General features: G+C 54.1%; 25 protein-coding genes and 2 tRNA genes. 9 read left to right on the top strand and 18 right to left on the bottom strand.

Going from position 1 to position 25,831, the window contains the following annotated elements; all coding sequences use genetic code 11:
- Positions 1 to 220: 220 nt before the first annotated feature.
- The 3 genes from HMJ29_RS18600 to HMJ29_RS18590 all read right to left on the bottom strand — a co-directional run bounded on the left by HMJ29_RS18600 (position 221) and on the right by HMJ29_RS18590 (position 1,312).
- Positions 221 to 589 carry a hypothetical protein gene (locus HMJ29_RS18600; protein WP_171592897.1) on the bottom strand — a complete coding sequence of 123 codons (369 nt, stop codon included), beginning with the start codon at positions 587 to 589 and terminating at the stop codon, positions 221 to 223.
- A gap of 205 nt (positions 590 to 794) precedes the next feature.
- Positions 795 to 868: transfer RNA gene (locus HMJ29_RS18595), tRNA-Asp, on the bottom strand.
- Between the two features lie 370 nt (positions 869 to 1,238).
- Positions 1,239 to 1,312: transfer RNA gene (locus HMJ29_RS18590), tRNA-Asp, on the bottom strand.
- A 249-nt stretch (positions 1,313 to 1,561) separates the two neighbouring features.
- Between HMJ29_RS18590 and HMJ29_RS18585 the strand changes: the two genes are divergently transcribed.
- The 5 genes from HMJ29_RS18585 to HMJ29_RS18565 all read left to right on the top strand — a co-directional run bounded on the left by HMJ29_RS18585 (position 1,562) and on the right by HMJ29_RS18565 (position 5,772).
- Positions 1,562 to 2,509: an acetyl-CoA carboxylase carboxyltransferase subunit alpha gene (locus tag HMJ29_RS18585; protein WP_171592896.1), complete on the top strand. Its 948-nt coding sequence runs from the start codon at positions 1,562 to 1,564 to the stop codon at positions 2,507 to 2,509.
- 119 nt (positions 2,510 to 2,628) lie between these two features.
- On the top strand, positions 2,629 to 3,477 hold the full coding sequence (locus HMJ29_RS18580) for an MBL fold metallo-hydrolase (protein ID WP_171592895.1): 849 nt from the start codon (positions 2,629 to 2,631) through the stop codon (positions 3,475 to 3,477).
- A 180-nt stretch (positions 3,478 to 3,657) separates the two neighbouring features.
- On the top strand, positions 3,658 to 4,431 hold the full coding sequence (locus HMJ29_RS18575) for a patatin-like phospholipase family protein (RefSeq protein WP_171592894.1): 774 nt from the start codon (positions 3,658 to 3,660) through the stop codon (positions 4,429 to 4,431).
- Between the two features lie 87 nt (positions 4,432 to 4,518).
- On the top strand, positions 4,519 to 5,091 hold the full coding sequence (locus tag HMJ29_RS18570) for a 1-acyl-sn-glycerol-3-phosphate acyltransferase (protein ID WP_171592893.1): 573 nt from the start codon (positions 4,519 to 4,521) through the stop codon (positions 5,089 to 5,091).
- A 108-nt stretch (positions 5,092 to 5,199) separates the two neighbouring features.
- Entirely contained in the window at positions 5,200 to 5,772 is a 573-nt protein-coding gene (locus HMJ29_RS18565) for a hypothetical protein (protein WP_171592892.1), read from the top strand.
- A 120-nt stretch (positions 5,773 to 5,892) separates the two neighbouring features.
- Here the strand turns inward: HMJ29_RS18565 and HMJ29_RS18560 are convergent, their stop codons facing one another.
- Positions 5,893 to 6,558, bottom strand: coding sequence for a DUF4159 domain-containing protein (locus HMJ29_RS18560; protein WP_171592891.1), 666 nt, complete (start codon positions 6,556 to 6,558; stop codon positions 5,893 to 5,895).
- A 141-nt stretch (positions 6,559 to 6,699) separates the two neighbouring features.
- Between HMJ29_RS18560 and HMJ29_RS18555 the strand changes: the two genes are divergently transcribed.
- Positions 6,700 to 7,398 (top strand): hypothetical protein, encoded by a 699-nt coding sequence (locus HMJ29_RS18555; RefSeq protein ID WP_171592890.1) that lies wholly within the window; start codon positions 6,700 to 6,702, stop codon positions 7,396 to 7,398.
- Here the strand turns inward: HMJ29_RS18555 and HMJ29_RS18550 are convergent.
- A complete protein-coding gene (locus HMJ29_RS18550) occupies positions 7,395 to 8,120 on the bottom strand; it encodes a 16S rRNA (uracil(1498)-N(3))-methyltransferase (protein ID WP_171592889.1) in 726 nt (241 codons plus the stop codon). The two genes, HMJ29_RS18555 and HMJ29_RS18550, sit on opposite strands and share 4 nt — an antisense overlap.
- Before the next feature lie 256 nt (positions 8,121 to 8,376).
- Between HMJ29_RS18550 and HMJ29_RS18545 the strand changes: the two genes are divergently transcribed.
- On the top strand, positions 8,377 to 9,423 hold the full coding sequence (locus HMJ29_RS18545) for an SDR family oxidoreductase (RefSeq protein ID WP_171592888.1): 1,047 nt from the start codon (positions 8,377 to 8,379) through the stop codon (positions 9,421 to 9,423).
- A gap of 103 nt (positions 9,424 to 9,526) precedes the next feature.
- Here HMJ29_RS18545 and HMJ29_RS18540 read toward each other — a convergent pair whose 3' ends face one another.
- On the bottom strand, positions 9,527 to 9,742 hold the full coding sequence (locus HMJ29_RS18540) for a hypothetical protein (RefSeq protein WP_171592887.1): 216 nt from the start codon (positions 9,740 to 9,742) through the stop codon (positions 9,527 to 9,529).
- Between the two features lie 267 nt (positions 9,743 to 10,009).
- Positions 10,010 to 10,795 carry a S1/P1 nuclease gene (locus tag HMJ29_RS18535; protein WP_171592886.1) on the bottom strand — a complete coding sequence of 262 codons (786 nt, stop codon included), beginning with the start codon at positions 10,793 to 10,795 and terminating at the stop codon, positions 10,010 to 10,012.
- A gap of 430 nt (positions 10,796 to 11,225) precedes the next feature.
- On the opposite strand from HMJ29_RS18535, the gene HMJ29_RS18530 reads away from it, so the two are divergent.
- The gene (locus HMJ29_RS18530; protein WP_171592885.1) at positions 11,226 to 12,959 is read left to right on the top strand and encodes a peptide MFS transporter; all 1,734 of its coding nucleotides are present in this window, start codon (positions 11,226 to 11,228) and stop codon (positions 12,957 to 12,959) included.
- 417 nt (positions 12,960 to 13,376) lie between these two features.
- Here the strand turns inward: HMJ29_RS18530 and groL are convergent, their stop codons facing one another.
- From groL to HMJ29_RS18490, 9 genes are all read right to left on the bottom strand, one after another.
- Positions 13,377 to 15,023, bottom strand: coding sequence for a chaperonin GroEL (groL, locus tag HMJ29_RS18525; RefSeq protein WP_171592884.1), 1,647 nt, complete (start codon positions 15,021 to 15,023; stop codon positions 13,377 to 13,379).
- A 42-nt stretch (positions 15,024 to 15,065) separates the two neighbouring features.
- Positions 15,066 to 15,356: a co-chaperone GroES gene (groES, locus tag HMJ29_RS18520; RefSeq protein WP_045687497.1), complete on the bottom strand. Its 291-nt coding sequence runs from the start codon at positions 15,354 to 15,356 to the stop codon at positions 15,066 to 15,068.
- Positions 15,357 to 15,660: 304 nt separating this feature from the next.
- The gene (secG, locus tag HMJ29_RS18515; RefSeq protein WP_171592883.1) at positions 15,661 to 16,074 is read right to left on the bottom strand and encodes a preprotein translocase subunit SecG; all 414 of its coding nucleotides are present in this window, start codon (positions 16,072 to 16,074) and stop codon (positions 15,661 to 15,663) included.
- On the bottom strand, positions 16,075 to 16,395 hold the full coding sequence (locus HMJ29_RS18510; RefSeq protein WP_171592882.1) for a hypothetical protein: 321 nt from the start codon (positions 16,393 to 16,395) through the stop codon (positions 16,075 to 16,077). It abuts the gene before it with no gap.
- Positions 16,335 to 17,618 (bottom strand): DUF8458 domain-containing protein, encoded by a 1,284-nt coding sequence (locus HMJ29_RS20810; protein ID WP_495524960.1) that lies wholly within the window; start codon positions 17,616 to 17,618, stop codon positions 16,335 to 16,337. Before HMJ29_RS20810 ends, HMJ29_RS18510 begins: the two co-directional genes overlap by 61 nt.
- A 135-nt stretch (positions 17,619 to 17,753) precedes the next feature.
- The gene (locus tag HMJ29_RS18505; protein ID WP_244679051.1) at positions 17,754 to 18,296 is read right to left on the bottom strand and encodes an LptE family protein; all 543 of its coding nucleotides are present in this window, start codon (positions 18,294 to 18,296) and stop codon (positions 17,754 to 17,756) included.
- Complete coding sequence (locus HMJ29_RS18500; protein WP_171592881.1) at positions 18,277 to 19,608, bottom strand: sigma-54 interaction domain-containing protein; 1,332 nt, start codon at positions 19,606 to 19,608, stop codon at positions 18,277 to 18,279. Before HMJ29_RS18500 ends, HMJ29_RS18505 begins: the two co-directional genes overlap by 20 nt.
- A gap of 174 nt (positions 19,609 to 19,782) precedes the next feature.
- A complete protein-coding gene (gene miaB, locus HMJ29_RS18495) occupies positions 19,783 to 21,243 on the bottom strand; it encodes a tRNA (N6-isopentenyl adenosine(37)-C2)-methylthiotransferase MiaB (RefSeq protein WP_171592880.1) in 1,461 nt (486 codons plus the stop codon).
- 309 nt (positions 21,244 to 21,552) lie between these two features.
- Positions 21,553 to 22,248 carry an HAD family hydrolase gene (locus HMJ29_RS18490; RefSeq protein ID WP_171592879.1) on the bottom strand — a complete coding sequence of 232 codons (696 nt, stop codon included), beginning with the start codon at positions 22,246 to 22,248 and terminating at the stop codon, positions 21,553 to 21,555.
- A gap of 68 nt (positions 22,249 to 22,316) precedes the next feature.
- Between HMJ29_RS18490 and HMJ29_RS18485 the strand changes: the two genes are divergently transcribed.
- The gene (locus tag HMJ29_RS18485; protein ID WP_171592878.1) at positions 22,317 to 22,958 is read left to right on the top strand and encodes a chloramphenicol acetyltransferase; all 642 of its coding nucleotides are present in this window, start codon (positions 22,317 to 22,319) and stop codon (positions 22,956 to 22,958) included.
- 6 nt (positions 22,959 to 22,964) lie between these two features.
- Here the strand turns inward: HMJ29_RS18485 and HMJ29_RS18480 are convergent, their stop codons facing one another.
- On the bottom strand, positions 22,965 to 24,251 hold the full coding sequence (locus HMJ29_RS18480) for an anthranilate synthase component I family protein (RefSeq protein WP_171592877.1): 1,287 nt from the start codon (positions 24,249 to 24,251) through the stop codon (positions 22,965 to 22,967).
- 45 nt (positions 24,252 to 24,296) lie between these two features.
- On the bottom strand, positions 24,297 to 25,829 hold the full coding sequence (locus HMJ29_RS18475; RefSeq protein ID WP_171592876.1) for a tetratricopeptide repeat protein: 1,533 nt from the start codon (positions 25,827 to 25,829) through the stop codon (positions 24,297 to 24,299).
- Positions 25,830 to 25,831 lie beyond the last annotated feature (2 nt).

Below are 25,831 nucleotides of genomic sequence, written 5' to 3'. Positions count from 1 at the left end.
AGCGCATGGGCTTAGCGGTGGCTGTACTAGCAAACAGGGCTAGCAAGAGTACATACAGGCAATACAACGTGTTTTTCATCAAGATAGGGATGACAATGCAGGAAGCTTGCCGGCCCAATTATAGTTCAATCTGCAAAAATCGTGACTATTCGTATAAGAATTCGGCCGCGTTTCTGAATTTCTTCAAAAACGCGGCCGAATCTGCCACAAAGGGCAATAATTAATGTCCGTTATGGTGGCCGGCTCCGCCTTGCTGCCCGTGGCCTTGGCGCCCACACCCAGCTGAGCGGTTGCTACCTTGGCTCCGGTTGCCCCGGGCACTGCCATTCAGTCGCTGCCCACGAGCAGAAGAGCGCCCGTTGCTGGCCAGTGCACTAATGGCCGCTCCTTTGTCGGAACCGGCGAGAGCTGTAGCGTGAGCAAAAGTTTGTACGTCTTGGCCGTGGTTGTCGGGGTGTGCTTTCTCGTCTTTGCCTTCGTGCTTGAATTCCTTTGAAGTTGCCCTATCAGCGTGCTTGGCAGCAGGAGCCTGAGCCATCGTGCTCAAGGCAAAGAGAAGTAAAGCGGCTGAAAACAGTACTTTTTTCATGGGCGGGGGAGATTGATGCGGTGAACTTGTATCAAACCTACACCTCAAACATGATGTGAACGTGACAGGAAAACGTCTGCCTACATTCATCTTAGCCTCCCTTAAGCTTACTGGCCCTCTTAGGTACTTTGGTAAAGAACTCTAGGCCAGTTAAGCAGGGGCAAAAAAAGCAAAAGGCCCTCCAGAAGAATCTGAAGGGCCTTTGCGGTCCGGACGGGACTCGAACCCGCGACCTCCGCCGTGACAGGGCGGCATTCTAACCAACTGAACTACCGAACCGGTTAACTTTAACTGAGAAGCCGTGTGCTTTCCGTTATTGTGATGCAAATATAGAAGGCTGTTTTTGACTGTGCAAACAAAAATCTGCGTTGACGCGCTTTAAAAGCACTTTTTTATAGTTACTGAGCTGTTACTAAACAGAATAGAGCCCAAAAATATTTTTTGTGCCTAGGCTGTTTAGGGTGAATCTGCCGAGGTGAGCCAGCAATTCAGTGTTGAGTTACTGCACACTAAATTTCTCACACTGTATACTGCTGTAAGTATTGATGTGAGGAAAGCAATTTACAGGGGCAGAGGTTTTATGGGCTAGGCCAGTTGGGTAAGGGCAGAAAAAGCAAAAGGCCCTCCAGAAGAATCTGAAGGGCCTTTGCGGTCCGGACGGGACTCGAACCCGCGACCTCCGCCGTGACAGGGCGGCATTCTAACCAACTGAACTACCGAACCATTTTCTTTACCGGTGAACCGTGCGTCCTTCCGTTAAAGTGATGCAAAAGTAGAGGGCTGCTTTCACCTGTGCAACAGAAGAGATAAAAAAGATAGAAAAAAGCAGGGGTTAAAATTGTTTCAGCCTGTTTATCAGATAGAAAATTTTTTGAAGAGTTAGGAGGGAGAAGGGCGTGTGCGGTGTGCATGGCTTCGCTTACCTTTGCTCTCTTATCTCACCCCGCAACCAATACGCACTCTGCCGTGGCCATGCTCCTCGATTTTGAACAACCTATTGCCGCTCTCGAAGGCAAGCTCCGTGAAATGCAGCAACTGGCCCTCGATAGCCAGGTAGATGTATCGGAAGCCGTAGCGGCTCTCGAAAACAAGATCAAAACCCTTAAGAAGGAAACCTACGCTAACTTAACCCGTTGGCAGCGCGTGCAGCTCTCGCGCCACCCCGACCGTCCCTACACGCTTGATTACATTGAGGGAATGACGGAGAAATTCATCGAGCTTCACGGTGACCGTACCGTGGCCGATGATAAAGCCATGGTAGGAGGCTTTGCCGAGCTGGACGGCCGTTCAGTAATGTTCATTGGGCAGCAGAAGGGCCGTAACACCAAGCAGCGGCAGTACCGCAACTTTGGCATGCCTAACCCCGAAGGCTACCGTAAAGCACTACGCTTAATGAAGCTGGCCGAGAAATTCGGGAAGCCCATTGTAACGCTCATTGACACGCCCGGTGCTTTCCCAGGCCTAGAAGCTGAGGAGCGGGGCCAGGGCGAGGCTATTGCGCGCAACCTGAAGGAGATGTTCCTGCTGAAGGTGCCCGTTATCTGTATCATCATCGGAGAAGGTGCCTCTGGCGGTGCGCTGGGTATTGCCATCGGCGACCGGGTGCTGATGCTGGAAAACACTTGGTATTCCGTTATTTCACCGGAGTCTTGCAGCAGCATCCTGTGGCGCAGCTGGGACTATAAAGAGCAAGCTGCTGAAGCGTTAAAGCTCACGGCTACGGATATGCTGAAAGCTGGCCTCGTGGATGGCATTGTGAAGGAGCCCCTCGGTGGCGCCCATACTGACCCCGAAGCTATGCTGAAAGCGCTGAAAAAGACTATTATCAAAACCCTTGATGAACTGGAGGCGCTGTCTGACGAGGAGCGCATCAGCCAGCGCATTGATAAGTTCTCCAACATGGGTGTAGTGCTCGAGTAGGCCAGTTCTACATATAGTCACTCCTGACGGTCAAAAAGCACGTCATGCTTCAAGCGGCGAAGCATGACGTGTTTTTTTATTCCTTTACGACCTGCTTACCACCTCTCAACCCACCCGCAATGACGATTCACACCCTCGATACTGGATTATTCAAGCTTGATGGCGGCGCTATGTTCGGCGTAGTTCCTAAAAGCATGTGGCAGAAGCTCAACCCCGCCGATGAAAATAACATGTGCACTTGGGCTATGCGCTGCCTGCTAATTGAAGACGGTGGTCGGCTGGTGCTGGTTGATAATGGTATTGGGGATAAGCAAGACCAGAAGTTTCGGGGGCATTTTTATCTGCACGGCGACGATACCCTGGAAAAATCATTACGGAAACTAGGGTTCACCTCCGCGGATATCACCGACGTATTCCTGACTCACCTGCACTTCGACCATTGTGGTGGCTCAGTGGTGCGCACCGCCGATGATAAGCTTCAGCTAGCTTTTCAAAACGCTACATACTGGAGCAACCAGAGCCACTGGGATTGGGCTGTAACGCCTAACCCGCGTGAGAAAGCGAGTTTCCTGAAGGAGAATATTCTGCCAATTCAGGAGAGCGGCCACTTGCGCTTCGTGGATACAGCCACCGGGGTGCCCGAGGCGTTGCCCTGCTTCCGGGAGGTTATATTGGCCGATGGGCACACGGAAAAAATGATGGTGCCAGTAATGGAGTATAAGGGCCGCACGGTGGCATTCATGGCCGACTTGCTGCCCAGCGCGGGCCACGTGCCATTGCCCTACGTGATGAGCTACGATATGCGCCCCCTGGTAACCATGGACGAGAAGGAGCGGGTGCTGCGCCGCGCTGCTGATGAAAACTGGGTGCTGGTGCTCGAGCACGACCCCACCACGGAGTGCATAACGGTGCAACACACCGAGAAAGGCGTGCGGGTAGCCGAGTCTTTCCGCCTGGCTGACCTGTAAAACCTGGGCCAGTCTGGCGCTTAGCAGTGAGGGATTTCGCTGTCGGAAATACCAACTGTATAGGCCTAGCGCCGTACGAGGGGTGCCCAGATCTTTACTGTAGGGCGTCCGCCTCAGTTCTGGCAGCAACTACATGCTGGTACAGCAACTCACTATTTCACCCTTTCACCAACTCACCTTATGCTGGGCCTAGCGCTTTCCGGAGGTGGTGCCCGAGGTATTGCCCACCTGGGCATACTGGCGGCCATAGATGAGCTTGGCCTGCCGGTGGGGCGGCTCGCGGGGGTATCGTCGGGGGCTATTGCGGCTACATTTTACGCGGCGGGCGTACCGCCGCGTGAGATTCTGCGCATGTTTCAGGCTGTCAACATCACCCGCCTCACGCGCATTGCCCTGAGCCGTTACGGGCTGTTCAAGATTGACGCCGTTGGGACGCTCTTTGAGGAGCACTTGGGAGTGGGCTGCACCTTTGAGCAACTGCGCCTCCCGCTTACATTGGTGTCAACTGACTTGGTAGAAGGAGTATCCGTGCGATTTTCGAGCGGGCTGCTGATACCACCACTGCTGGCTTCTTCAGCGGTGCCCATTCTATACAAACCGGTAGAGTTTGAGGGGCGGCAACTGGTAGATGGTGGCTTGCTAAATAACCTGCCCGTAGAGGCGCTGCTGGAGCACCAGCACCCTGGCCTACGCATTGTAGGAATGCACTGCAACCCTCCCAACCCCGAGGCGCAATTCAATAACCTGCGCGGAGTAATAGAGCGGACTCTGAACTTAGCCATCGGCAGTAATACCGTGCTCAGCAAGCAGCACTGCGACTTGCTGCTGGAGCCGCCGGAACTGCGCCGGTTCCGTACTATGAGCTACCGCCAGGCCTCAGAGTTGTTTGCTATCGGCTACCAGTATACAATGGGCCGCGCCGCCGACCTGGAGAATCTCCTGCGAAGCGCTTAAACCGGCTCCATAGTGAGCCTTATCACACATTTCTCTAGCTTTGATATTCAGCAATCCTGGCTGGTCTGGCTCCCACTTAAATTCTTCATGGCTGCACGCAAAACTTCTACCTTCTGGTATCTCTTCTCAAAGTTCTGGTTCTGGATTACGGGCTGGCACCTTGGCCCACAGGTGCCGCCAAACATCAAGAAAAGCATGATGATTGCGGCGCCCCACACTAGCAACTGGGACTTTATGTACGCCCGGGCAGCCTTTTTCCTGATGGATGTGGACGTGAAACTCACCATCAAAAAGGAGTGGACTACTATTCCGGTGCTGGGCGCGCTTGTGCGGTCGTTGGGTGGCCTTTCCGTTGACCGTAGCAAGAACAACAGCCTAGTAGACGGCATGATACAGCTCTTTAATGAGCGCGACGAGCTGGTTATCCTCATTACGCCAGAAGGTACACGCTCTTTCCAGCCTAAATGGCGCAAAGGCTTTTACCACGCGGCCATGGGAGCAGGAGTGCCTATTCTGTTAGGGTACCTTGATTATAAAAACAAAGAGGCTGGCGTAGGTCCGGCCTTCTGGCCCACCGGCAACTACGAGAAGGATCTGGAGGAAATCAAGGCCTTCTATCGTACCAAACAGGGCCGCTTCCCTGAAAAAGGCGTACGTTAGGCAGTAATGGAATGGTGAAGGGCGAGTTTATGAAAAGCGCTGTGCATAGAGGACTTTCATAAACTGCGATTTTTACCACTTCACTTTTCAGAAGCTCACCTGTGTACTATGGAAAATCTATTGAGCTTTGCTTTAATCCTGCTAGGCCTGGGGTTTGTGATTTGGCGACTGGTGCAGAAAGCAAATGCCACAACGCAGCGAGAAAAGCAGGAGAGGCGCTTCTCGAAGCCCGATAGTGCCGGCAAGCCGCGCCCAGTGATGCCCTTGCCTGCTACCTCCTTTGAGGAGATGCTAAAACAAATGCAGGCGCAAAACCAGGCCGAAACCAACCAAGCGCCGCGAAAGTCTGAGCAAACTACGCCAGCGGGTAGGCCACTGCCCCGCGAAGTAGCACCAACGCCCTATAGCCAGGAAAAAACCGATATTCCGGTCCGAAGCCTGGAGCGCACGGTTTCTAACCGCTCTTTGGAAGTGCCGGCTCATGAAGCGCGGCGGGCATCTACCTTACCCCGTGCCGCTGCCCGGCCAACTGACCCTACCGATTACTGGCAGCGTCAGGCCGCCCGCCGTGCCGATGCGCTCCGCCCCGCGCCGGCTCGTAACCTCAACGATCTGCTCCGAAACCCGGCTGATTTGCGCAATGCTTTTATATTGAGCGAAATATTGAAGCGGAAGTTCTAAGCGGCTAGGTCAGTTATAGGTTCTGCTAAAGACTTAAACCAAAAAAGGTCCGACTATCGATAGTCGGACCTTTTTTGGTGGAGGTGTGCTTTCCGGAATTCTCGCGGATAACTCCTGCTGCTAATCCTGGGTGAGAGCGTAGGCCACTAAGTTGGCGCCCATTTTAAGGGCGGCTTCGTGGCTGGCGGGGGTATCTTCAGGGTAGGTGCCCAGGTCTTCCCAGCCGTTGCCCAGGTCGCACTCATACGAATAGAAGCAAACCAGACGGCCCTTGTAGAGCAGGCCAAACCCCTGGGGGCGTTTGCCATCATGCTCGTGTACTTTCGGTAGGCCTCTCGGGAAAGCAAATTTTTGGTGGTAGACCGGGTGGGTGAAAGGAAGCTCCACAAACTCCAGCTCCGGAAACACCTTCTTCATCTCGGGGCGGATAAACTTATCCAGGCCGTAGTTATCATCTATATGCAGGAAGCCACCGCCGACCAGGTAACGCCGCAGGTTGCGGGCCTCGGCCTCCGTGAATAGCACATTGCCATGGCCGGTCATGTGCACGAAAGGGTAGGTGAGCAGTTCCGGCGAGTCTAACTCCACGGTAGCCTCATCGGGGGCAATATTCGTCTTCAGGGTCTGATTGCAGAATTTGATGAGGTTGGGCAAGGAGGTTTTGTTCGCGTACCAGTCGCCACCGCCACCGTAGTGCAGCTTGGCAATATGAAAGCTGGGAGCCACGGGAGCAGCAGCCAGCAATGGCAGAATCAGCAGGAGCAGGAGGGAAAGAAAGCGGGGCATAGGATCGGGAAAAAGGCCGCACCGAAAGGAAATGAGGCCAGCACCAACAGTGAGATATGCCTTAACGACATGATGAGGTAAGAAATTCGTTGGTCTGCCCAGAATTACGATTACTTTTCAGGGCATTATCACTACCTCAGAATGAACGATAAACTTATCCTGCTACTAAACTACTACATGCGTGAACAACGCGCACTAGCCAAGCAATTACGTGAGGCGCTGCAGGAACGGGATTATAGACTGGCTGCTCGTATTGAGAAAGGGCAGTACTTAATCACTCAACAGCTGCAAACCTTACGAGCGTTACACAACAAGCAAGCTGCAGAGCTAGATCAACTCGGCCGCCAAATTCGTCATCTTAGGCAAATCAAACCTGCTCTCCCGGCAGATGCCCAGTATTATTCGGAGCTGTTGGAGCACTATGAGCAGCAACGGCAGAAGCTTAAGGCGGCTCCGGTAACGCCAGTGGCTGAAACTTCAGTGCTCCAGGAGATGATGAGCAACCTACTAGCCGGAGAAATAAAAGGGTTTGAGCTGGTGTTGAGCCCACCTGCCCGCTTATCATTGTCTATCAGGCGTGTGCGCCGAACGGCAATTCTCACTCTCCCGGAGCTTATGCGCCACCGGAGCGAATACACCATCCGGAAGGAACATCTGCAGAAATTACGCAAGCTGGGGTTTACCTACTACGACCAAAAGGATAAGCTAATGGCAGTTGAACCGCTAACCACTGCCGATGATATAAAGCGCATTATGCAGCTGTGGATGAAAATCACCTGCGTAATCTTCACCCCCCTGGAAGTTGGTGGCGCGGCTGAAATTCGTTATTTCTCTACTTAAACCACTGGTGCACCGTTAAGTAACTCCCGCGCTATGTGCACGGTATGAACGGCGGCCAGCGCGGCTGTTTCGGTACGCAGGCGGGAGGCGCCCAGCGTAACCGGGCGGATGCCCTGGGCGAAGGCGGCCGCAATTTCCTGGGGGGTAAAGTCGCCTTCGGGGCCAATCAGGATGCAGCAGTTATTGCCAGCGGCGGCTACGCGGGAGAGGGGCGTCCGTTCCCCCTCTTCTAAGTGCGCAATAAACGTGGTGCTGCCGGCTACGGTGGGCAAAAAAGCCGCCAAATCCGTTAGCTCACTCAGCTCCGGCAACCATGCCTGCCCTGATTGCTTTAGAGCACTCACTGCAATCTTCTGTAGGCGCTCCAGCTTCAGCTCACGCCGCTCAGAGCGCGCGCAACGCAGGAAAGAAAGGCGCTCAACACCCATCTCCGTAGCCTTTTCTACCATCCACTCCATACGGTCGAGGTTTTTGGTAGGAGCCACGGCCACATGCACCTCATAGGCCCGTCGCGGCACCTGCTGCTCTTGCACCACCCGTAGGCGGCAGCGCTTGGCATCTGCTGTTTCTACTTCAGCTTGGTATACACCACCACGCCCATCCACAAGCTCCAGGGCATCACCAGCACTCAGGCGTAGCACCCGCACGGCGTGCTTGCTTTCATCTTCTGGTAGTGTGTAGAGGGGCGTGGTAAGAGTGGGGGCGTAGAAGGTGTGAGGCATACAGCAAAGCTACGGCGAATCAGGGGGAGTAAACATAAGTGAAGTTAGTAAGCCTAGCCCTGCCTGGTTAAGCTATGCAGTGAGACCGTGGCCTTGTAGGAAATAGACCACTGAATATAAAATATTGTGTTTTAGCAGTCTGCTGTAGATTTTCACCGTAGTATATACCGTAGCTGGTGGCTTGGCAGGAGCAATTTCTGTGTGGCAGGCTGGTAGCCGCAACTGTTCTATTCTCTTTATTACCCGACCTACTACTATGAAAGTCAAGCTGAAGAAACTGAAGAATCAAACCATTGTCATTACGGGGGCTTCCTCCGGTATAGGCCTGGTAACGGCTCGTATGGCCGCCAAAAAAGGCGCAAAGCTGGTGCTAGCCTCGCGCAGCGAGGATGCCCTGCGGCAACTCACAAAAGAAATTACCCAAAGTGGCGGGCAAGCCGTGTACGTAGTGGCTGATGTGAGCCGCCAGGAAGATGTACAGGCCATCGCCAAAAAGGCGCAACAGCAGTTCGGTGGTTTCGACACCTGGATCAATAATGCAGGGGTGTCTATCTATGGCAAAATCGAGGACATACCCATCGAAGATATGCGCAAGCTCTTCGATACAAACCTGTGGGGCCTGATTTATGGTTCGCTGGAGGCAGCTAAGCATCTCAAGTCAAAAGGCGGGGCCATTATCAACCTAGGCAGTATCCTCTCCGATGTAACGGCTATCCTGCAAACTATTTACTCAGCTAGTAAGCACGCTGTAAAGGGCTTCACTGATGGCCTCCGGATGGAATTAGAGATGGACGGCGCCCCCATATCAGTAACGCTTATTCAGCCCGCCGCCATTGATACACCCTATCCGCTGCACGCCAAAAATTACATGGAGCGTGAGGCCCAGCACGCACCACCCGCCTACGCTCCCGAAACGGTAGCTCGTGGCATTCTACACTCCTGCGAAACCCCGGAGCGCTCCGTGGTAATCGGTGGCGGTGGCCGGGCCTTTATTGGCATGGAACACTGGACACCGGCTTTACTTGATAAGTTTATGGAAAAATCCTTCTCCAAACAGGAGAAAGCCGATTATGCGCCCGGTCCCTTAAGCCGGAATGGCCTCGACCGGCCAATCGGCAATCTGGAAGAGCGTGGCAACTACCCCGGTAATACCCGCGAAACCAGCTACTATACGCAGGCCGTTACCACGGGGAGCCCCGCCCTCCGTACGGCGCTGCTGGCAGGTGCCGGAGTAGCGCTGGCGGCGTGGCTCACCAGCAAAAACTCAAAGGCCAGCAACGGGCATGTTCACCCTGACAACTAGTTGCTTGTAGCAAGCAAACTCCCAAGCTACAGTTGCTCTACCCCCATAAAAAAGCTCCGGCCTAGAGGCCGGAGCTTTTTTATGGGGGTAGTATTCGTTATGCTTAGGCTTCTTCATTTTCCCGCAGGTAAGCCAGCATATGGCCTAGCGTCATTTCCCGGCGCGCTACCCTTTCTAGGAGGCTACGTTCGTAGGGAATGAGGTTGCGGTTAAAGTCCTGAATGAACTGCAGGGCGGCGATGGCTACTTGTTGGTCCCCTTGCTCCGTATTTATCAGGCCTGGATGCTGGCTCATCCACATAAGAAGTAAGAGTTTCATACCCCAAATTTGAGGGAGTAGTTTGGCTTGTGCAAGCTTAACAGGCTGTATTTCAAAATATAAAAGTATTATGCTATTGCGAGTAGATAGCACTCAAGATTACGGATGCTCAATGGGTATTTATACGTAGTTAGCGGTGGCTCAGGACTATAGGTATAGCTACTTTTTGAAGTTGACACAGAACAGAGAAGCCCAGACCAAGTGGTCTGGGCTTCTCTGTTCTGTGGGCTAATGGCCGCGATATACAGGCTAAAGTTTAGGACAAGGCTATTTAAACGTTTCGTTTAACACACCCGCTAACCGTATACCAGCCTCTACAATCCGCTGGCGCATAAGTTCCGCGTGCTGTGGATAGTATGTGTAGTTAAGGTCGGAGCCAGTAGGAGTTTCTTTGTACAGACGCTCGCAAGCCTGGTACGACTCCCATAGCCACTGTTCCGGTGCTGATTTCTGCAGCGCTTTTACGTCGCGCTTGTGCAGGCGCTGGTCATACTGCGTGGCCATCTCTGTATAGGTCAGGCCCTGGTAATCAATTAGGCCACTATCCCAGAGGCTGTGCAGGTTGGTTTCCTTGCCACGGTACTGCACTTTGATATCGTTGCCGCCCTTGTCCTCGGCGTGCCCGGCATGCAAGGGCTGGTGTACGTCGCCCACAATATGCACTACAAACTTAAGGGCCGCCACCTTTTCTGCCTGCGTTTTAGCAGGGTCCTTCAGCTCTTTTAGCTTGGCTTCCAGAATGTTGTAGGCATTAGGCAACGTTTGGGCATTGAGCTGCTGCACATACTGGTCATGCGTAAGTCCCGATGGTGTATTTACATAATGCCAGGGCGCGGTTTCTTTGAACTCCGGATAGAAGCGAATTTCATCGGGCCAGGTGCTTACCATGGTCAGTGTTTCAGTGCCTAAAAGGCGCTGCACTTCCTGGCGAGCATGGCGGGAGAGGTGTTGTTCAGCAATTTTACCCACGGCCCGGTGACCATCGGCGCCCCAGGCCCACAGGGTTAGCGGCGAAAGAAGCAACAGGAACAGTGGAAGAATACGCTTGCGCATAAAATGAAAAAGAGGAGTGAGGCCGCAAAAGTAGCGGGTAGAAAAGAATCTGAAGCAGAGAAACAGGGGCTCAGCTAGGCCAGTACAGCGCTCGATTAAGTAACATGAGCCAGTGAGCTGGACCAACAGTCTAGCTAGTAGTAGCTTTTGAAGCATGAACCACGCAAAGAGACTGAACAGTTCTAAAAGTTGCTTCTGCGGTCTAGTTGATTTTACTTCTTTAGAAAAGCCACTCTGCAAACTCAAGCTGCCTCAGCAAGGTGGCGGCAGTGGCCTAGCTTGAAATTGGCAAGGTTTTTCTATTGCTAGAGTTCAATTAAACCCCGAAAGGCTCATTACAACGGGCTAACGAAACTTTTGTAGCTTTACCAACCTGCCATGCGGTTGCAGCCGCTGGTTTTCCATTCCCAACCACTCTCACTTCCTTTTCATGCAAACCACCTCTGCTGTGCAGGAGCAGTCTGCTCAGACCACTCAGACCAGCCACCCGAAGGGCCTGTACGTGCTCTTCGCCACCGAAATGTGGGAGCGGTTCAGTTACTACGGCATGCGGGCCCTGCTGTCGTTGTACATGCTGAAAGCACTCCTGATGAACAAGGAGATGTCGTCGCTCATTTACGGTAACTATACCTCGCTTGTGTACCTAACTCCCTTGCTGGGTGGTTACATGGCTGACCGGTATTGGGGCAACCGCCGCTCTATTTTAGTAGGTGGTCTACTAATGGCGGCCGGGCAGTTTAGCCTGTTTTTCTCGGCTTCCATGTACAGTGCCAATCAAACGGAGGTGCCGTCTGCGCAGCTGCTGTTGTTCTTCCTGGGCCTGGGTTGTTTGATTTTCGGTAACGGCTTCTTCAAGCCGAATATCTCTTCTATGGTAGGCTCGCTCTACCCTAAAGATGATTCTCGCATTGATGCGGCCTACACCATTTTTTATATGGGTATTAACCTGGGCGCGTTTTTCTCACCCTTGGTTTGCGGTACCCTCGGCGACACTGGCAACCCTGCCGACTTTAAGTGGGGTTTCCTGGCCGCTGGTATCGGTATGCTGGTGGGTAGTCTCACCTTTGAACTGCTGAAAAATAAATACGTAGTTACGGCTGAAGGTGCTCCACTAGGCGCCAAGCCAGAGCGTACCGTAGAACACTCGCCCGTAGTGCCTGTACAGACTGACAGCCCTGTGCGCACTGAAGCCATTGCACAGCCTGCCAAGAGCTTCGCAAGCAAGCTGCCTATGCTAATTGGCCTGTTTGCCGTGGTATATGCCGCTATAGCCTGGCTAATGGATCGTGACTGGATCGGGGCTTTGGTGTTCTCAGCCATGATTGTGGCTCCTATTACTATTCTAACTGACCCGACGCTGACCGCTCGGGAGAAGCAGAAAATCTATGTGATTTTCATCCTTAGTTTCTTCGTAATCTTCTTCTGGGGCACGTTTGAGCAGGCTGGTGCTTCGCTAACTTTCTTTGCCGATGAGCAGACCGATCGTACGCTTGGCTCATACGTGGTGCCTGCTTCGTACTTTCAGTCGGCTAACGCCTTGTTCATCATTGTATTTGCTCCCATTTTTGCAGTACTCTGGACGTTCCTTGGTAAGCGTGGTGCTGAGCCCTCTTCTCCTCTGAAAATGGCTATCAGCCTTATGCTGATGGCGGTTGGCTACCTCATCATTGCCTTCGGAGTGAAAGGAGTAGATGCCAGCACCAAAGTGAGCATGTTCTGGCTTATCACCATGTATATGGTGCACACCTTCGCCGAGTTGTGCTTGTCACCAATTGGTTTGGCGCTAGTAAACAAGCTGGCACCGGCTCGCTTCGCCTCTCTACTCATGGCCGTATGGTTCCTCGCCACGGCAGCCGGCAACAAACTGGCGGGTGTACTGTCGGGTCTGTATCCTCCCGGCCCCGGCGAATTCTCCAAAGCCGCCAAGGAAGGCATCAACCTCCCCAATATTCTGAACGGCACCACCCAAGCTACTGCTGATGTTACCGCCAAACTCAGCAGCCTGGAGCTGACTTCTCACTGGCCTACGTTCCTGGGGTTCCAGATCACCAGCCTCTATGACTTCTTCATGATTTTCGTAGGCCTGTCGGCTGTAGCATCCCTCATTTTGTTTGTCATCTACAAGCGCCTCTTCACGATGATGCAGGAGCCTGCCACGGCATAAGCTGATTACCTACCGTAAAAAAGCCCCCGGTTGCTATATGCGCCGGGGGCTTTTTTATGGTAGGAGTACTAAGACTGCAACATTAATCCGTCATGTTTTACTTAGCGTCAACTCGTCGAACCGAAGGCCTGTGGGAACAAGGATATATACCGTTGATGAAAGAATCGGCTTAGGTCTCTAGGCGCGGTGCGATGAAACATACTTTCCAATGACCTTTGATTCAACTGCGCTCAGCATGATAGTATCTGCTCAGGTTCAGCGTATCGAGCAAATGAAGAGGATACTCGCTATGCTAATGTGAAGTAGCATAATAGTTATGAAGCATGATGAAAGAATAAACAGCAAATAAAAAGCCCCGCCGGACGAATCCAGCGGGGCTTCTTTGTTCTAGGCCTGTGAGGCGCCAGACGGCTAATCTTACATCATGCCGCCCATGCCACCGCCCATGCCGCCCATGCCAGCACCGGCACCAGCGCCACCTTTGTCGTCTTCCGGCTCATCCGAAATTACGCACTCGGTAGTCAGGAGCAGACCAGCAATAGAAGCAGCATTCTCCAGGGCGAGACGCGTTACTTTGGTTGGGTCGAGGATACCAGCAGCCATCAGGTTTTCGTAGCGGTCTTCGCGGGCGTTGTAGCCGTAGTCGCCTTTGCCTTCACGAACCTTCTGTACTACTACCGAGCCTTCGCCACCGGCGTTAGCCACGATGGTACGCAGGGGAGCTTCGATAGCGGTACGGATGATGTTTACACCCGTGCGCTCGTCGCCGTTCAGCGTGTCAACAGCTTCCAGCGCGTCAAGAGCACGCACCAGAGCTACACCACCGCCGGGTACCACACCCTCCTCAACGGCGGCGCGGGTAGCGTGCAGGGCATCATCAACGCGGTCTTTCTTCTCTTTCATCTCTACCTCAGTGCTAGCACCGATGTAGAGGATGGCCACACCACCCGACAGCTTGGCGAGACGCTCTTGCAGCTTCTCTTTGTCGTAGTCAGAGGTAGTGGTTTCGATCTGGGCTTTGATTTGGTTAACGCGGGCGGTGATACCGTCTTTGTCACCCTTACCATTCACGATGGTCGTGTTGTCCTTGTCAATGATAACTTTCTCCGCCTGGCCGAGGTACTCCAGCGTAGCGCTATCAAGCTTGTAGCCACGCTCTTCCGAGATAACAGTACCGCCGGTGAGGGAAGCAATATCTTCCAGCATAGCCTTACGACGGTCGCCGAAGCCAGGGGCTTTAACAGCGGCAATCTTCAGCGAACCACGCAGCTTGTTCACTACCAAGGTAGCAAGAGCTTCACCGTCTACATCTTCCGAGATGATAACCAGGGGCTTACCAGTCTGAACTACCTGCTCCAATACGGGCAGCAGCTCTTTCATGGTGCTTACTTTCTTGTCGTAGATCAGGATGTAGGGGTTATCAAACTCCGCCTCCATTTTCTCCGGGTTGGTCACGAAGTAAGGAGAGAGGTAACCGCGGTCGAACTGCATGCCTTCTACCGTTTTTACTTCGGTTTCCGTGCCACGAGCTTCTTCTACCGTGATAACGCCTTCTTTGCCCACTTTATCCATGGCGTCAGCAATCATTTTGCCGATTTCCATGTCGTTGTTGGCCGAAATAGCGCCTACCTGAGCAATTTCCGAAGAGTTCTCAATCTTCTTCGACTGCGCCTTCAGATTAGCAACAACGGCTTGTACTGCCTTATCGATGCCGCGCTTCAGGTCCATGGGGTTAGCACCAGCAGCTACGTTCTTCGAGCCAGCCGTGTAGATGGCCTGGGCCAGAACGGTTGCCGTAGTAGTACCGTCACCAGCCTGGTCGGCCGTTTTAGAGGCCACTTCTTTCACGAGCTGAGCACCCATGTTTTCAACTGGGTCGCTCAGTTCAATTTCTTTAGCTACCGTCACACCATCTTTGGTGATAGAAGGAGCGCCAAATTTCTTGTCAATAACCACGTTGCGGCCTTTGGGGCCCAGGGTTACCTTCACAGCATTGGCCAGTTTATCTACACCGCGCTTCAGTTTGTCGCGGCCGTCGGTATCGAATTGGATGTTTTTAGCCATCTTAATTTCGGGTGAATTTGATCAGAGAGGAAGGGAAGTAGCTTACAGTACGGCGAAGATGTCCGACTCCTTCATGATGAGGTAGTCCTGACCATCCACGGTAATTTCGGTGCCAGCATACTTACCATACAGCACCTGGTCGCCGGCTTTCACCTGCGGCTTGATGGTGGTACCGTTGTCGGCCACTTTGCCTTCACCTACGGCTACTACTTCGCCACGCTGGGGTTTTTCCTTAGCCGTGTCGGGGATGATGATGCCCGATTTGGTTTTTTCCTCGGCGGCGGCCGGCGCGATGATAACGCGGTCAGCCAGCGGTTTGATGCTAAGCGACATATTGTACGTTTTGGTTGAAAGGTTTACTTGTAGTAAGAAGGTGACGTCCGTTCTGCACTTCCTGTGCCAGCCCCGCAAAACCTGACAGAATGGTCGCTAAACGGGAACTTTTCCGCCAGGATTTCCTGCTGGATGCTGCCAGACGTGTCAGACTATACAAATCGCCGACAAAATGCCGGTTCCCAACTCGCGGGCGTCGGCTCGCTTTACGCCTATAGGGCTACAGGGTTAGCTAAGGACAAAAAAATAGTGGCCTCCTGTTTAGGAAGCCACTAGATACAGTACGCTGGAAGCGTAGAGAGACTTATTGGGCCGGCGTAGAAGCGGGCTGTTGCACTGGGGCAGCAGGAGCCGTAGCCGGAGCGGTACCAGGAGCGGCTGCGCCAGGTACCGTAGTGCCAGGGGCACCAGGGCCCACAGGAGCAGGAGTAGTTGGAATGCGCGTTTCCAGCGCTTTCTGCTGGTTTACGCTCCGTACGGGGCCAGTACCTGCGTCGCCAACAACATGGGTGCCCAGGCTCAGCACAATCAGAGCAATAGCTAAGCCCCAGGTCAGGCGCTCTAGCAAATCACCGGTACGTTTTACGCCCATCAGCTGAGCAGCACCACCTGCACCAAACTGGCTGGAAATCCCGCCGCCTTTGGGGTTCTGAGCCAGAACTACTAGGCCTAGCAACAGGCAAACAAAAAGAATCAGAACAACAAGGGTGATGTACATCTAAGCTGAAGGTTGTTTCAGTTGTTGAATTTGATCGGCAAAGTACGCCTTTTTTTCTGGCTGGCGCTGCATCAGCCGCTCATATATTTCAATGGCTTTGTCGATCTTGCCCTGCTTAACCATGATTTTGGCCAAACTTTCAGAGGCTATAGCTGGTGCGGCCTGAGTGCTGCGCACCGATAGATCTGCCTGCTCATCTGCCGGTTTGCTATCGTGGCTGGGCGTTTTGATACGGGGCTGCGCTTTTAAAAAGCGGTTGATCAGATCAATGGAAGACTTGGTGGGCTTAGGCCGGCTGGCGGCAATATGGGCCAGCAGCAACGCATCGGGCTCAAAGAAAGAATCCAGCGGCAAATCCAATGTATAGCCATCGTGGGGCTGCAAGTCGTACCCCAAGCGACTGCCGCCCCTAAGGCGTACCCCAAATCTTCATCGGCGTGGAACGCTGGAGGACTATTCTTGAAGATGGTAGGTAAAGGAAAGTCCTCGTCATCCTCGCTCTCATCCTCTAGGCCAGGTAACCGATAGGCCGAAGGGGCAGGCAGTGCTGGCTCTACCAGGTCAAACTCAAACCGGGAGATGCCTGCATTGGCTGGTGGCCTGATAGGAGGAGCCGTAGGTGGCAGTAAGTCCTCAACCAATACTTCTATACTGGCATCTTGTTCTACTGCCTCATTTTGCGCTAGACCAGTTAGAACAGAGTCGTCCGCCTCGGTAGCGAGAGTGGCAGGTGTCTCAGCTTCTGGTACTTCCACTAGTGTTTCAGCCGGAAGTGCAGGCTGCGAAGTACCCTCAACAGCATTCTGATCTGCAATACGTGTTTCTGGAAGTGGCTCAGGTTGAGCCCCCGTATCAGAAACAGCGCTTTGCTGTAGCTTCTCTGTTTCTTCGACTACTGCTATTGTACCTGTATCGTTCGGTTGAACTGGTGCTGAGTCGGTTTCTGAGGAATAAGAGAATTCTTCCTCTGCACTGTGTTCGGGAGCAGAAGCCTCATCTACGCTAATACCTTCTGCCTCAAACAAAGCAGGGGTATCTATACCAGGAGCCGTATTGCTTGCTACTTGCCCAGCAACGTCCTCCGTACTCGTTGCTTGGGCGTTGACTTCTGCAGTTGGCTGTATAACAGCTTCATGTACAGGTGGCAGCGCGCTTAGCGGTTCTGAGTCCTGAATAGCTTCAGCAGAGGGTTCATCAGTGCCAACGGCGCTAAGCTCATTACCCGCGTCTGTTTCTAGAGGATCAGCAGTGAATGCCCTTACAGGAGCGGGAGACTCTGGTTGAACTGAAGCAATGACTTCCGCTGCCGGAGCCGGTTGCTCTAGCAATTGGCGTAGCAACTCGCGGTTAGTGGCGTACGTAGCGGCGCGGCGTAGGCGCTGACTAGCCAGCATGCTGCCCCGGTCATGAGCGGCTTTGGCTAGCAGAATGTGCGCCGTCTGGCAGTAAGGGAAGGCGGCCGCCAACTGTTCCAGCTCCCGGACTTCGGCATCCGAAATCTCGCTTACGTGGTCCAGTATGTGTAAAAGCGACGCGCGGGTCATAAGATAAAGTGAGCTGATGAAGTAAGCGGCTAGGCCTGTGCGCCTCCTTTAAGAAGGAAGGCGCGGCAGTAAGCTAACTGATGGTACTGGCCTAGGGGCGGCAAAAGTGCATCAATTTATTCAGAGAAGCGCTACTTACCAGTTTGCCACTGATTTATTGAATACGTCGGTAATGATATTGCGGAACACTTCGCGTAGGGCCGTAGGATCGTTGTTGATGCTGGAAATATCGCGCGTAGAAGGGAAGTCACGAGTACTTTGGAAGGTTTGCTCAAAGTCCTGCTTGGGGTCTTTGGTATTCGTGTATCGCACTCGCACCTGTATGGTCAGGCGGTTGACGCCGGCTACGTCTTGGTTGTTTTGCTGCTGAATAGCGGCCGGGGCGAAATCGAACGCAATAATTTGTCCCTCAAACTGCAAGTCTCCATCGCGGGCCTGTTGCTTGAGCGTGGTGTTGCGCTGGAAATAGTCCTTGAAATCTTCGGTAAAGCGCTGGGCCAGAAAGGAGGGGCCGTTGCTGGCGTTGTTCTGGAAAGTAGCAATGGAAATGGTCTTTACTTCAGGCGGAATGTTGGTGCCGCTAAATGAATACACCTTGCAGCCACTCAACGCTAAAAGCAGCGAAAAGCAGTTCAGGAGCCAAAAGGAGGGCCTCGCGCTACGCTTGTTCAAGGTCATATTGCTTTAGTTTGCGGTAGAGCGTGCGCTCTGAAATGCCCAGATCGTGGGCAGCATACTTGCGCTTGTTGTGGTGCTTCTTCAGCGCCTTAATAATCATCTCCTTCTCCTTGGCCTCCAGTGACAAGGTTTCTTCTTCCGTTTCGTGGGTGATGTCCTCTACGCGGTGAGCCTCATCTTCGTAGTCAGCGGTATCATCAACCTCCAAATCGTGCGAGTTGAAAATATACTCATTCGGCGGGCCGTCAGGGGCAGGCTGGCGCAGTGGCCTAGCGGCTTGGCCGTTATCGTAGGGAGCTACGCTGAGGTTATTAAATAGGTGGCTGTTCTGACGCAGTAGCTCTTGAGCTTCCTGGGGGCGCTGCCCGGCTGCCATATCCAGTACCAGCTTCTTCAGGTCTGTCATATCACGGCGCATGTCGAAGAGCACTTTATACAGCAGGTCGCGCTCAGAGTAAGCATTGCCGGCGCCATCAGTAGCGCTACCAGCGGCGTGCACGAGCATGGGCAGGCGGCTGCTCTGGTCGGCGGGCAGGTACTGCCGTAACCGGCGAGCATCCACCTCGCGGTCCGTCTCCAGCACCGACATCTGCTCAGCCACGTTCTTGAGTTGACGGATATTGCCGGGGAAGCGGAAGCGCTGTAGCTCCTGTACGGCATCAGGGGTCAGGGTCACTGGCTTTACCCGGTAACGATCAGAAAAATCCGTAGCAAACTTTCTAAATAGTAAGTAGATATCATCGTCTCGTTCACGTAATGGTGGAACCGTAATAGGCACCGTGTTCAGACGATAATACAGGTCTTCCCGGAAGCGGCCTTCGCGCACGGCATCCAGCAGGTTCACGTTGGTAGCGGCTACCACGCGCACATCCGTCTTCTGAACTTTAGACGAACCCACCCGAATGAACTCTCCGTTTTCTAATACACGCAGCAGTCGGGCCTGGGTACCGAGGGGCATCTCACCAATCTCATCCAGGAAGATGGTGCCGCCATTGGTAACCTCAAAGTAGCCTTTCCGGGCCTCCTGAGCGCCAGTAAAGGAGCCCTTTTCGTGGCCGAACAGCTCAGAGTCAATCGTGCCTTCCGGAATTGCGCCGCAGTTAATGGCAATGAACTGCCCGTGCTTACGCGGCGAGAGTGCGTGAATGATCTTGGAAAACGATTCTTTACCAGAACCACTCTCACCGGTAATGAGCACCGTCATATCGGTAGGAGCCACCTGAGCCGCTACCTGAATGGCATAGTTCAGCGAAGGTGCATTACCAATGATGCCAAAGCGCTGCTTAATGGATTGTATTTCGGAAGGAGTCAAGGTCGGAAGTGGGTTTTCGTGTGGAAGACGAAAAGCGCGGGCGTTTATTTTGAGGAACACAGAATAAAAACATCATCCTGAGCTAACGGAGGAGCCTGTTGAAGTAAGGGAGCCATTGGCATAGCATCCACTTTTACGAAACAATGCCCTGCGAAAGGTCAGGATGACAAGAAATTATATAGCCTCGCCGAGCAACGTATTTGTGGTGGCCTCGTGCACGAGCACATCCACATAGTCGCCCTTTTTGAAATGCTTTTTCGGGAAAATAACCACTTGATTTTGGCTGTTGCGGCCGCTCAGGTGCTCATCGGAGCGCTTAGAAAAGTTCTCTGCCAGCACGCGGTGCACGCGGCCCACGGCCCGCTGGTTGCGCACGCGACTATGTTCGCGCTGCAGCTCAATGATTTCGGCCAGGCGGCGCTTTTTTACCTCCAGCGGAATATCGTCTTCCAGCTTGCGGGCGGCTAATGTGCCAGGCCGCTCAGAGTAGAAGAACATGTAGGCCATATCATAGCGCACCAAATCCATCAGGCTCAACGTATCCTGGTGTTCCTCCTCCGTTTCGGAGCAGAAGCCGGCAATCATGTCGGTACTGATACCGCAGTCGTCGCCGAGGATGCGGCGGATGGCCTGCACGCGCTCCTCGTACCAGGGCCGGTCATAGGTGCGGTTCATCAGCTTGAGCACCCGGGTGTTGCCACTCTGCGCGGGCAGGTGAATGTACTTGCAGATGTTGTCGTAGCGCGCCATGGTGTGGAGCACTTCGTCGGTGATGTCTTTGGGGTGCGAGGTAGAGAAACGCACGCGCAACTCAGGGTGTACCAGGGCCACCTGCTCCAGCAACTGAGCAAAATTCACGTGCTCCAGGCCATCTTCCGAAGCCCACTTATACGAGTCGACGTTCTGACCAAGCAGCGTTACTTCTTTATAGCCCTGGGCTACCAGGTCGCGGGCTTCCTGCACAATGCTGTGAGCATCGCGGCTACGCTCCCGGCCGCGGGTGAAGGGCACCACACAGAAAGAACACATGTTGTCACAGCCGCGCATAATGCTGATAAAAGCCGTGATACCGTTTGAGTTCAGGCGTACGGGCGTGATATCGGCGTAGGTTTCCTCGCGGCTCAGCAGCACGTTTACGGCCTTTTGGCCGCCATCTACCTGCTGAATCAACTGGGGCAGGTCGCGGTAGGCATCGGGGCCCACTACCAGGTCAACCAGTTTTTCCTCCTCTAAAAACTTGCTCTTCAGCCGCTCAGCCATGCAGCCCAGCACACCCACCAGCAAGCCGGGGTTGCGCTTCTTGTGTCCGTTGATCTGAGCGAGGCGCATGCGTACCGTCTGCTCCGCCTTTTCGCGGATAGAACAGGTGTTAAGTAAAACCAAGTCAGCACCTTCTAGCTGCTCGGTAGTGTCGAAGCCCTGCTCAAACAAGATGCTCGACACAATCTCAGAGTCGGAGAAGTTCATCTGGCAACCGTAGCTCTCAATATAGAGCTTACGCTTGCGGCCCGTGCGAGTGGTCGGGCTCACGCGCACCTCGCCCGAAGGCTCATGCGCATGCGTATTCGCCTCTACCGATGGGGTGGGTAGGGCGGGAGTGTCGAGAAAGTCGAGGGTAATCAGCGGTTGGGACATGAGAAAGGCGTCGCAGGCGTCAGCTTCACGGTTCAGAGAACGGCAAAGGTAACGGTTTTAGGCCGAAAATGACAGAATGGCAGGAGTGATGAGGGGTGAATTTGTGAGATGGTGAAATGGTGAATGATGTGCGAGTAGATGAGGTAATGAGGCAAAATAAAACGTCATTCTGCCGATGAAAGTACCTTCTCTGGCATCAACAACTGACCTGGTACCCTGTGCTGACGTGGGTAGAGCCTTCGCAAGCTTAGGATGAGCCTCTTATGGCTATTCGTCTCGCACGTCTTTCACCATCTCACAAATTCACCCCTAGGGCAAGTAGGTTAATACTTCCAGTAAATCATTCACTTTGTGGAATTCTAGGCCAGTTAATGTTTCGGGGTCTACTCGCTCGAAAATCCAGGTGGCGTGGTATGGGACATGCACGGATTTGAAGCCCAAGCGGGCAACTGGAATTATGTCGGATTTGAGCGAATTACCAATCATGCAGAAGGTCTCGGGTTGGGCGCTGTAGCGGGTGAGCAGGCGTTGATACGTGGCCTCGTCTTTTTCGCTGACAATCTCCACGTGGTCGAAAAACTCACCCAGGCCCGAGCGAGCAATCTTACTTTCCTGATCAAACAGGTCGCCCTTGGTGAGAACCATCAGGCGGTGGCCCCGCTGGCGTAACTCGGTCAGGACTTCCTGCACGCCGGGTAGGGGCTCAATGGGGTAGCGCAGCAGTTCTTTGCCCATGTCCAGAATCTGCTGGATATAAGTGCCGGTTATAGCGCCATCGGTTAGCTGAATGGCCGTCTCTATCATGGAGAGCATGAAGGACTTGGCGCCATAGCCGAAAAGCTTCATGTTCTCCCGCTGCACTGCGTTGAGCTGCTGACTGATGCGCTCAACGTCGCCGCAGTGGGCCAGGATGTTGAAGAGCCGGGCTTCTACCTGATCGAAGTGCGGCTGGTTCGACCACAGCGTGTCGTCGGCGTCGAAGGCAATAAGATGGGGAGTGGACATGGCCGGGAGAACAAGTAAAACTGCGTAAGGAAGCTCGCAGGGCAGCAAAGTTACCGAACTTAGCGCCCATGAAACAGCGCATTGACTTAGCCACCTGGAACCGCCGCGAGCATTTTGCCTTCTTCTCCGCGTTCGAAGAGCCCTTTTTCGGACTGGTAGCGCCAGTGGATTGCACAGGTGCCCAGGCGGAAGCAAAGCGACTGGGCGTATCCTTTTTCGTGTATTATCTCCACCATGCCGTGCAGGCTGCCAATGAAGTTCCGGAGTTCCGTACCCGTATCGAGGATGGACAGGTGTATTGCTACGACCGGGTACACGCGTCGGCCACGCTGGGCCGCGAGGATAACACGTTCTCGTTTTCCTTTATTGAGCAGCACGATGAGCTGGCGGACTTTGTGGCCGCCGCCAACGCCGAAATGGAGGCCGTACGCACCAGTACGGGTCTCCGCCTGAGCGAAACCACCGCCCGCCCCGACGTGCTGCACTGCTCAGCCCTCCCGTGGGTGCGCTTCAGCGGCCTCACCCACGCCCGCAGCTTCAGTTACCCCGACAGCTGCCCTAAAATTTCCTTTGGTCAGCTGTATCAGGAAAATGGAGCCACCTGGATGCCGGTTTCTGTCAACATCCACCACGGCCTCGCCGATGGCTACCACGTAGGCCTGTTCCTGGCCGCATTCGAGCGGAGGCTAAAGGGAATGACAGAGGCCTAGGCCAGTTTACGCAATATCAGCACCCAGCACTTCCAACAAGCCCTGGGCTTTCAACAGGCACTCCTGGTATTCATGCTCTGGCACCGAATCATAGGTAATAGCCGAGCCTACCTGGAAGCTAAGGTAGCCCGTATCCTGCCGATACTGGAGGCTACGAATCACCACGTTGAAATCGAAGTCGCCGTTGGGTAGCACGTAGCCGATGCTGCCGCTGTACAGGCCACGGCGGCTGCGCTCATAGTGCTCAATCAGCTGCATGGCTCTGATCTTGGGGGCACCCGTCATGGAGCCCATAGGGAAAGTTGCCCGGAGGGCATCTACCAAGCCCAGGCCAGGCTGGGCGGTGGCCTGCACCGTAGAAATCATCTGCCAGACGTGGCGGAAAGGATATAACCCAAACAACTCAGGCACGTGCACTGTGCCGGTTTCCGCCACGCGGGCCAAGTCATTGCGAACCAGATCCACAATCATCAGGTTTTCGGCGCGCTCTTTCTCATCGTGTAGCAATGTCTGGCGCTGCTGCTCATCGGTGGCCGGGGTACTACCGCGCCGGATGGTGCCTTTGATGGGCTGGGAAAGGAGCGTAGTGCCCTGGCGCCGCAAAAACCGTTCAGGTGAAGCGCACAAGAGGTAATGATCGTGCCAGCGGTAGAAGGCCGCAAAGGGAGTGGGGGAAGTTTTCAGAAGCCGCAAGAACACCTCTACTGGCTCTAGCACTACGTTTTCTGCGAAGAACTCCTGGCACAGGTTCAGTTCGTACACTTCCCCATTCAGAATGTCTTCCCGAATGGCTTCTACTGCGGCCAGGTACTCAGGCTTCGGTAAGCGGGCCTGAAAGCTGGGTGCGGTTTCCTGAGCAGGAGCAAGTGGCCTAGCAGCCAAAATTTGTTCCAGCACTTCCGAAGCCGGGAGGCTACCGGCCGCAGTGGTGTGGATGGTGAGCGTAGTCTCCAGCCAATCAAGCCAGATTTCCGGCTCAAAAAAATGCAGCGTAGGCCAGTTGAGGTTATCTGGGTTGTGGCTGTGCAGCGCTTCCACCTCATTCTTGAGGTCATAAGTGAGGATACCGCAGCGCGGGGCCTGGCTAGACTGGCCTAGCCATTGCTCTAGCTCCGCTAAGCTACCCGGAGAATATGCCGGCCTGTGGCGCACCGCCAGCCGCTGATTAAAAGCACCTTGCGGGTACTGAATGGTATTGGGCTCAAAGTAAGCGCAGTACGGGAAGGCAGCGGCCCACCGCAAAGCGCGGGCACGAAAGTCGGGTGGGAGGTCAGCTAAGCGAACAGAGTACACCCTGCAAAGGTAACTGCCCACGCCACACAGGCTAGGCCAGCGCACTTACTCCAGCTCCTTCAACGCCAGCTTGGCTTTGGTATCTGTGCTGTTCTTATACTCGTGCTTCGGGTAGCTCAATGCCTTCTTAAAATAGGTACGAGCGGTGTTTTTCTGACCTTCTGTTTGGTACAAGTATCCCAGCTGCAGTGCTGCTTGCGGAGCAAAATAGTACGGGGCATTGCCGGCCAGCGCAATAGTACGGGCATAGTACAGGCGCGCTGAGTCGGAGTGGCCCAGAAGCTGGTAGGCACGGGCGCGGCGGTAAGGCGCTTCCAGCTTGTCGCGCAGGGGAGTGGCTTGGCTCGGCTGAAAGCTGTTGAGGGTGACTAGTGCCTCACGGTAGTACCCACCATCAATCTGGAGCCGGGCGCGGGTCAGGATGCGGTTAAGCGGGAGTTTTTCTTCAAAAAAGCGCTGGGCATAGTTGTCTTCTTCCAGCACAGTACGGCCACCAGCATTAATCTGACGTCTATATTTCTCGGCAGATGCAGCATCACCGGAAAGCCAAGCCGCCAAGTAAAGTTTGAAGGCGGAATCCTTACGGTAATGCTGGCCCCGGTACTGCTGCAGAAACTGTTGGTTGGCCCGCACAGAGGCGGCGTACTGGCCTTGGTAAAGCAGCAGATCGGCGGCCATATGGTGCAGGTAGGGCAAGGGCAGGTAGTCGGGGCCGCTTGGGCTGGAGCGGTAGGCCACTAGCGCCGCATCAGTGCGGTGCTGTTTCTTAAGCTGACTAATAAGTAAGTAGCTGAGGAGCAGGTTATCGGGCTGCTGGCGGTGGAGCGTTTCCACGAGTTGTAGCGCGGCCTCGGGCTTCTTGTAGTACGTTTCTTCCAGTAGAGCCAGAATCAGGCGGGCTTCCAGTTGAAAGTCGTTGGGCTGAGTGGCGGCCAAGCGCATGTTCTGCAGGCCCGCTTCCACGCTGCCCGGCAGGCCCAGCAACTTCAGAAACCAGCGGTAACTCTCCGGCAGAGAACCAATAAAGAACTGCAGCATCCCCAGGGTTTTCCGAGCGGGCAAATACTGCGGATAGCGCTGCACCACGGCCTGCATCTGCTGGTAGCTTTGGCGTAAGCTCCAGGCCCCCTGCACTTCATGGCTAAACACTACCTGGGCTGCTGCCTGGTGCAACCTGATTTCAGCCCGGGCATAGGCGCAGAGAGCACCTGGCTCCTTGGAATTTTCTAGGGCACTCAGGCGCCGGTTCTGGGCTTCCACTACGGCCTCGTAACGCGTGGCATCCTGAGTTACCAGCAGTTCAGTTATATCTAAGCAATCGGCTACCAGCAAGCTGCCAGCAGTTGAGGGCGCACCTTTTAACCACTGCCGGGCTGCTGCCGGGCGCATTTTCAGCACCTCTGAGTAGGCGTGGGCTTGCTGCCATGAAAGGTGAAACTGCGTGGTTGCTCCGGGCTGGATAGGTGCCCGCAAAGGAGTGCAAAGGGCTTCGCTGAAAACCGCAGAGAACAATAGCAGCAGCCAGGCTACCTGCCGGCTGCTGCGAAAACCACTGCGTACTTGCGCGCGAGTAACCATAG

Source organism: Hymenobacter taeanensis, assembly GCF_013137895.1.
In the GTDB taxonomy this organism is placed as follows: Bacteria; Bacteroidota; Bacteroidia; order Cytophagales; family Hymenobacteraceae; genus Hymenobacter; species Hymenobacter taeanensis.
This window is presented reverse-complemented; position numbering and strand designations above follow the sequence as displayed.

Excerpts from the sequence above, each read along its gene's own strand:
- HMJ29_RS18600 (WP_171592897.1), bottom strand. The coding sequence starts at position 589 with ATGAAAAAAGTACTGTTTTCAGCCGCTTTACTTCTCTTTGCCTTGAGC.
- HMJ29_RS18585 (WP_171592896.1), top strand. The coding sequence starts at position 1,562 with ATGCTCCTCGATTTTGAACAACCTATTGCCGCTCTCGAAGGCAAGCTC.
- HMJ29_RS18580 (WP_171592895.1), top strand. The coding sequence starts at position 2,629 with ATGACGATTCACACCCTCGATACTGGATTATTCAAGCTTGATGGCGGC.
- HMJ29_RS18575 (WP_171592894.1), top strand. The coding sequence starts at position 3,658 with ATGCTGGGCCTAGCGCTTTCCGGAGGTGGTGCCCGAGGTATTGCCCAC.
- HMJ29_RS18570 (WP_171592893.1), top strand. The coding sequence starts at position 4,519 with ATGGCTGCACGCAAAACTTCTACCTTCTGGTATCTCTTCTCAAAGTTC.
- HMJ29_RS18565 (WP_171592892.1), top strand. The coding sequence starts at position 5,200 with ATGGAAAATCTATTGAGCTTTGCTTTAATCCTGCTAGGCCTGGGGTTT.
- HMJ29_RS18560 (WP_171592891.1), bottom strand. The coding sequence starts at position 6,558 with ATGCCCCGCTTTCTTTCCCTCCTGCTCCTGCTGATTCTGCCATTGCTG.
- HMJ29_RS18555 (WP_171592890.1), top strand. The coding sequence starts at position 6,700 with ATGAACGATAAACTTATCCTGCTACTAAACTACTACATGCGTGAACAA.
- HMJ29_RS18550 (WP_171592889.1), bottom strand. The coding sequence starts at position 8,120 with ATGCCTCACACCTTCTACGCCCCCACTCTTACCACGCCCCTCTACACA.
- HMJ29_RS18545 (WP_171592888.1), top strand. The coding sequence starts at position 8,377 with ATGAAAGTCAAGCTGAAGAAACTGAAGAATCAAACCATTGTCATTACG.
- HMJ29_RS18540 (WP_171592887.1), bottom strand. The coding sequence starts at position 9,742 with ATGAAACTCTTACTTCTTATGTGGATGAGCCAGCATCCAGGCCTGATA.
- HMJ29_RS18535 (WP_171592886.1), bottom strand. The coding sequence starts at position 10,795 with ATGCGCAAGCGTATTCTTCCACTGTTCCTGTTGCTTCTTTCGCCGCTA.
- HMJ29_RS18530 (WP_171592885.1), top strand. The coding sequence starts at position 11,226 with ATGCAAACCACCTCTGCTGTGCAGGAGCAGTCTGCTCAGACCACTCAG.
- groL (WP_171592884.1), bottom strand. The coding sequence starts at position 15,023 with ATGGCTAAAAACATCCAATTCGATACCGACGGCCGCGACAAACTGAAG.
- groES (WP_045687497.1), bottom strand. The coding sequence starts at position 15,356 with ATGTCGCTTAGCATCAAACCGCTGGCTGACCGCGTTATCATCGCGCCG.
- secG (WP_171592883.1), bottom strand. The coding sequence starts at position 16,074 with ATGTACATCACCCTTGTTGTTCTGATTCTTTTTGTTTGCCTGTTGCTA.
- HMJ29_RS20810 (WP_495524960.1), bottom strand. The coding sequence starts at position 17,618 with ATGACCCGCGCGTCGCTTTTACACATACTGGACCACGTAAGCGAGATT.
- HMJ29_RS18505 (WP_244679051.1), bottom strand. The coding sequence starts at position 18,296 with ATGACCTTGAACAAGCGTAGCGCGAGGCCCTCCTTTTGGCTCCTGAAC.
- miaB (WP_171592880.1), bottom strand. The coding sequence starts at position 21,243 with ATGTCCCAACCGCTGATTACCCTCGACTTTCTCGACACTCCCGCCCTA.
- HMJ29_RS18490 (WP_171592879.1), bottom strand. The coding sequence starts at position 22,248 with ATGTCCACTCCCCATCTTATTGCCTTCGACGCCGACGACACGCTGTGG.
- HMJ29_RS18485 (WP_171592878.1), top strand. The coding sequence starts at position 22,317 with ATGAAACAGCGCATTGACTTAGCCACCTGGAACCGCCGCGAGCATTTT.
- HMJ29_RS18475 (WP_171592876.1), bottom strand. The coding sequence starts at position 25,829 with ATGGTTACTCGCGCGCAAGTACGCAGTGGTTTTCGCAGCAGCCGGCAG.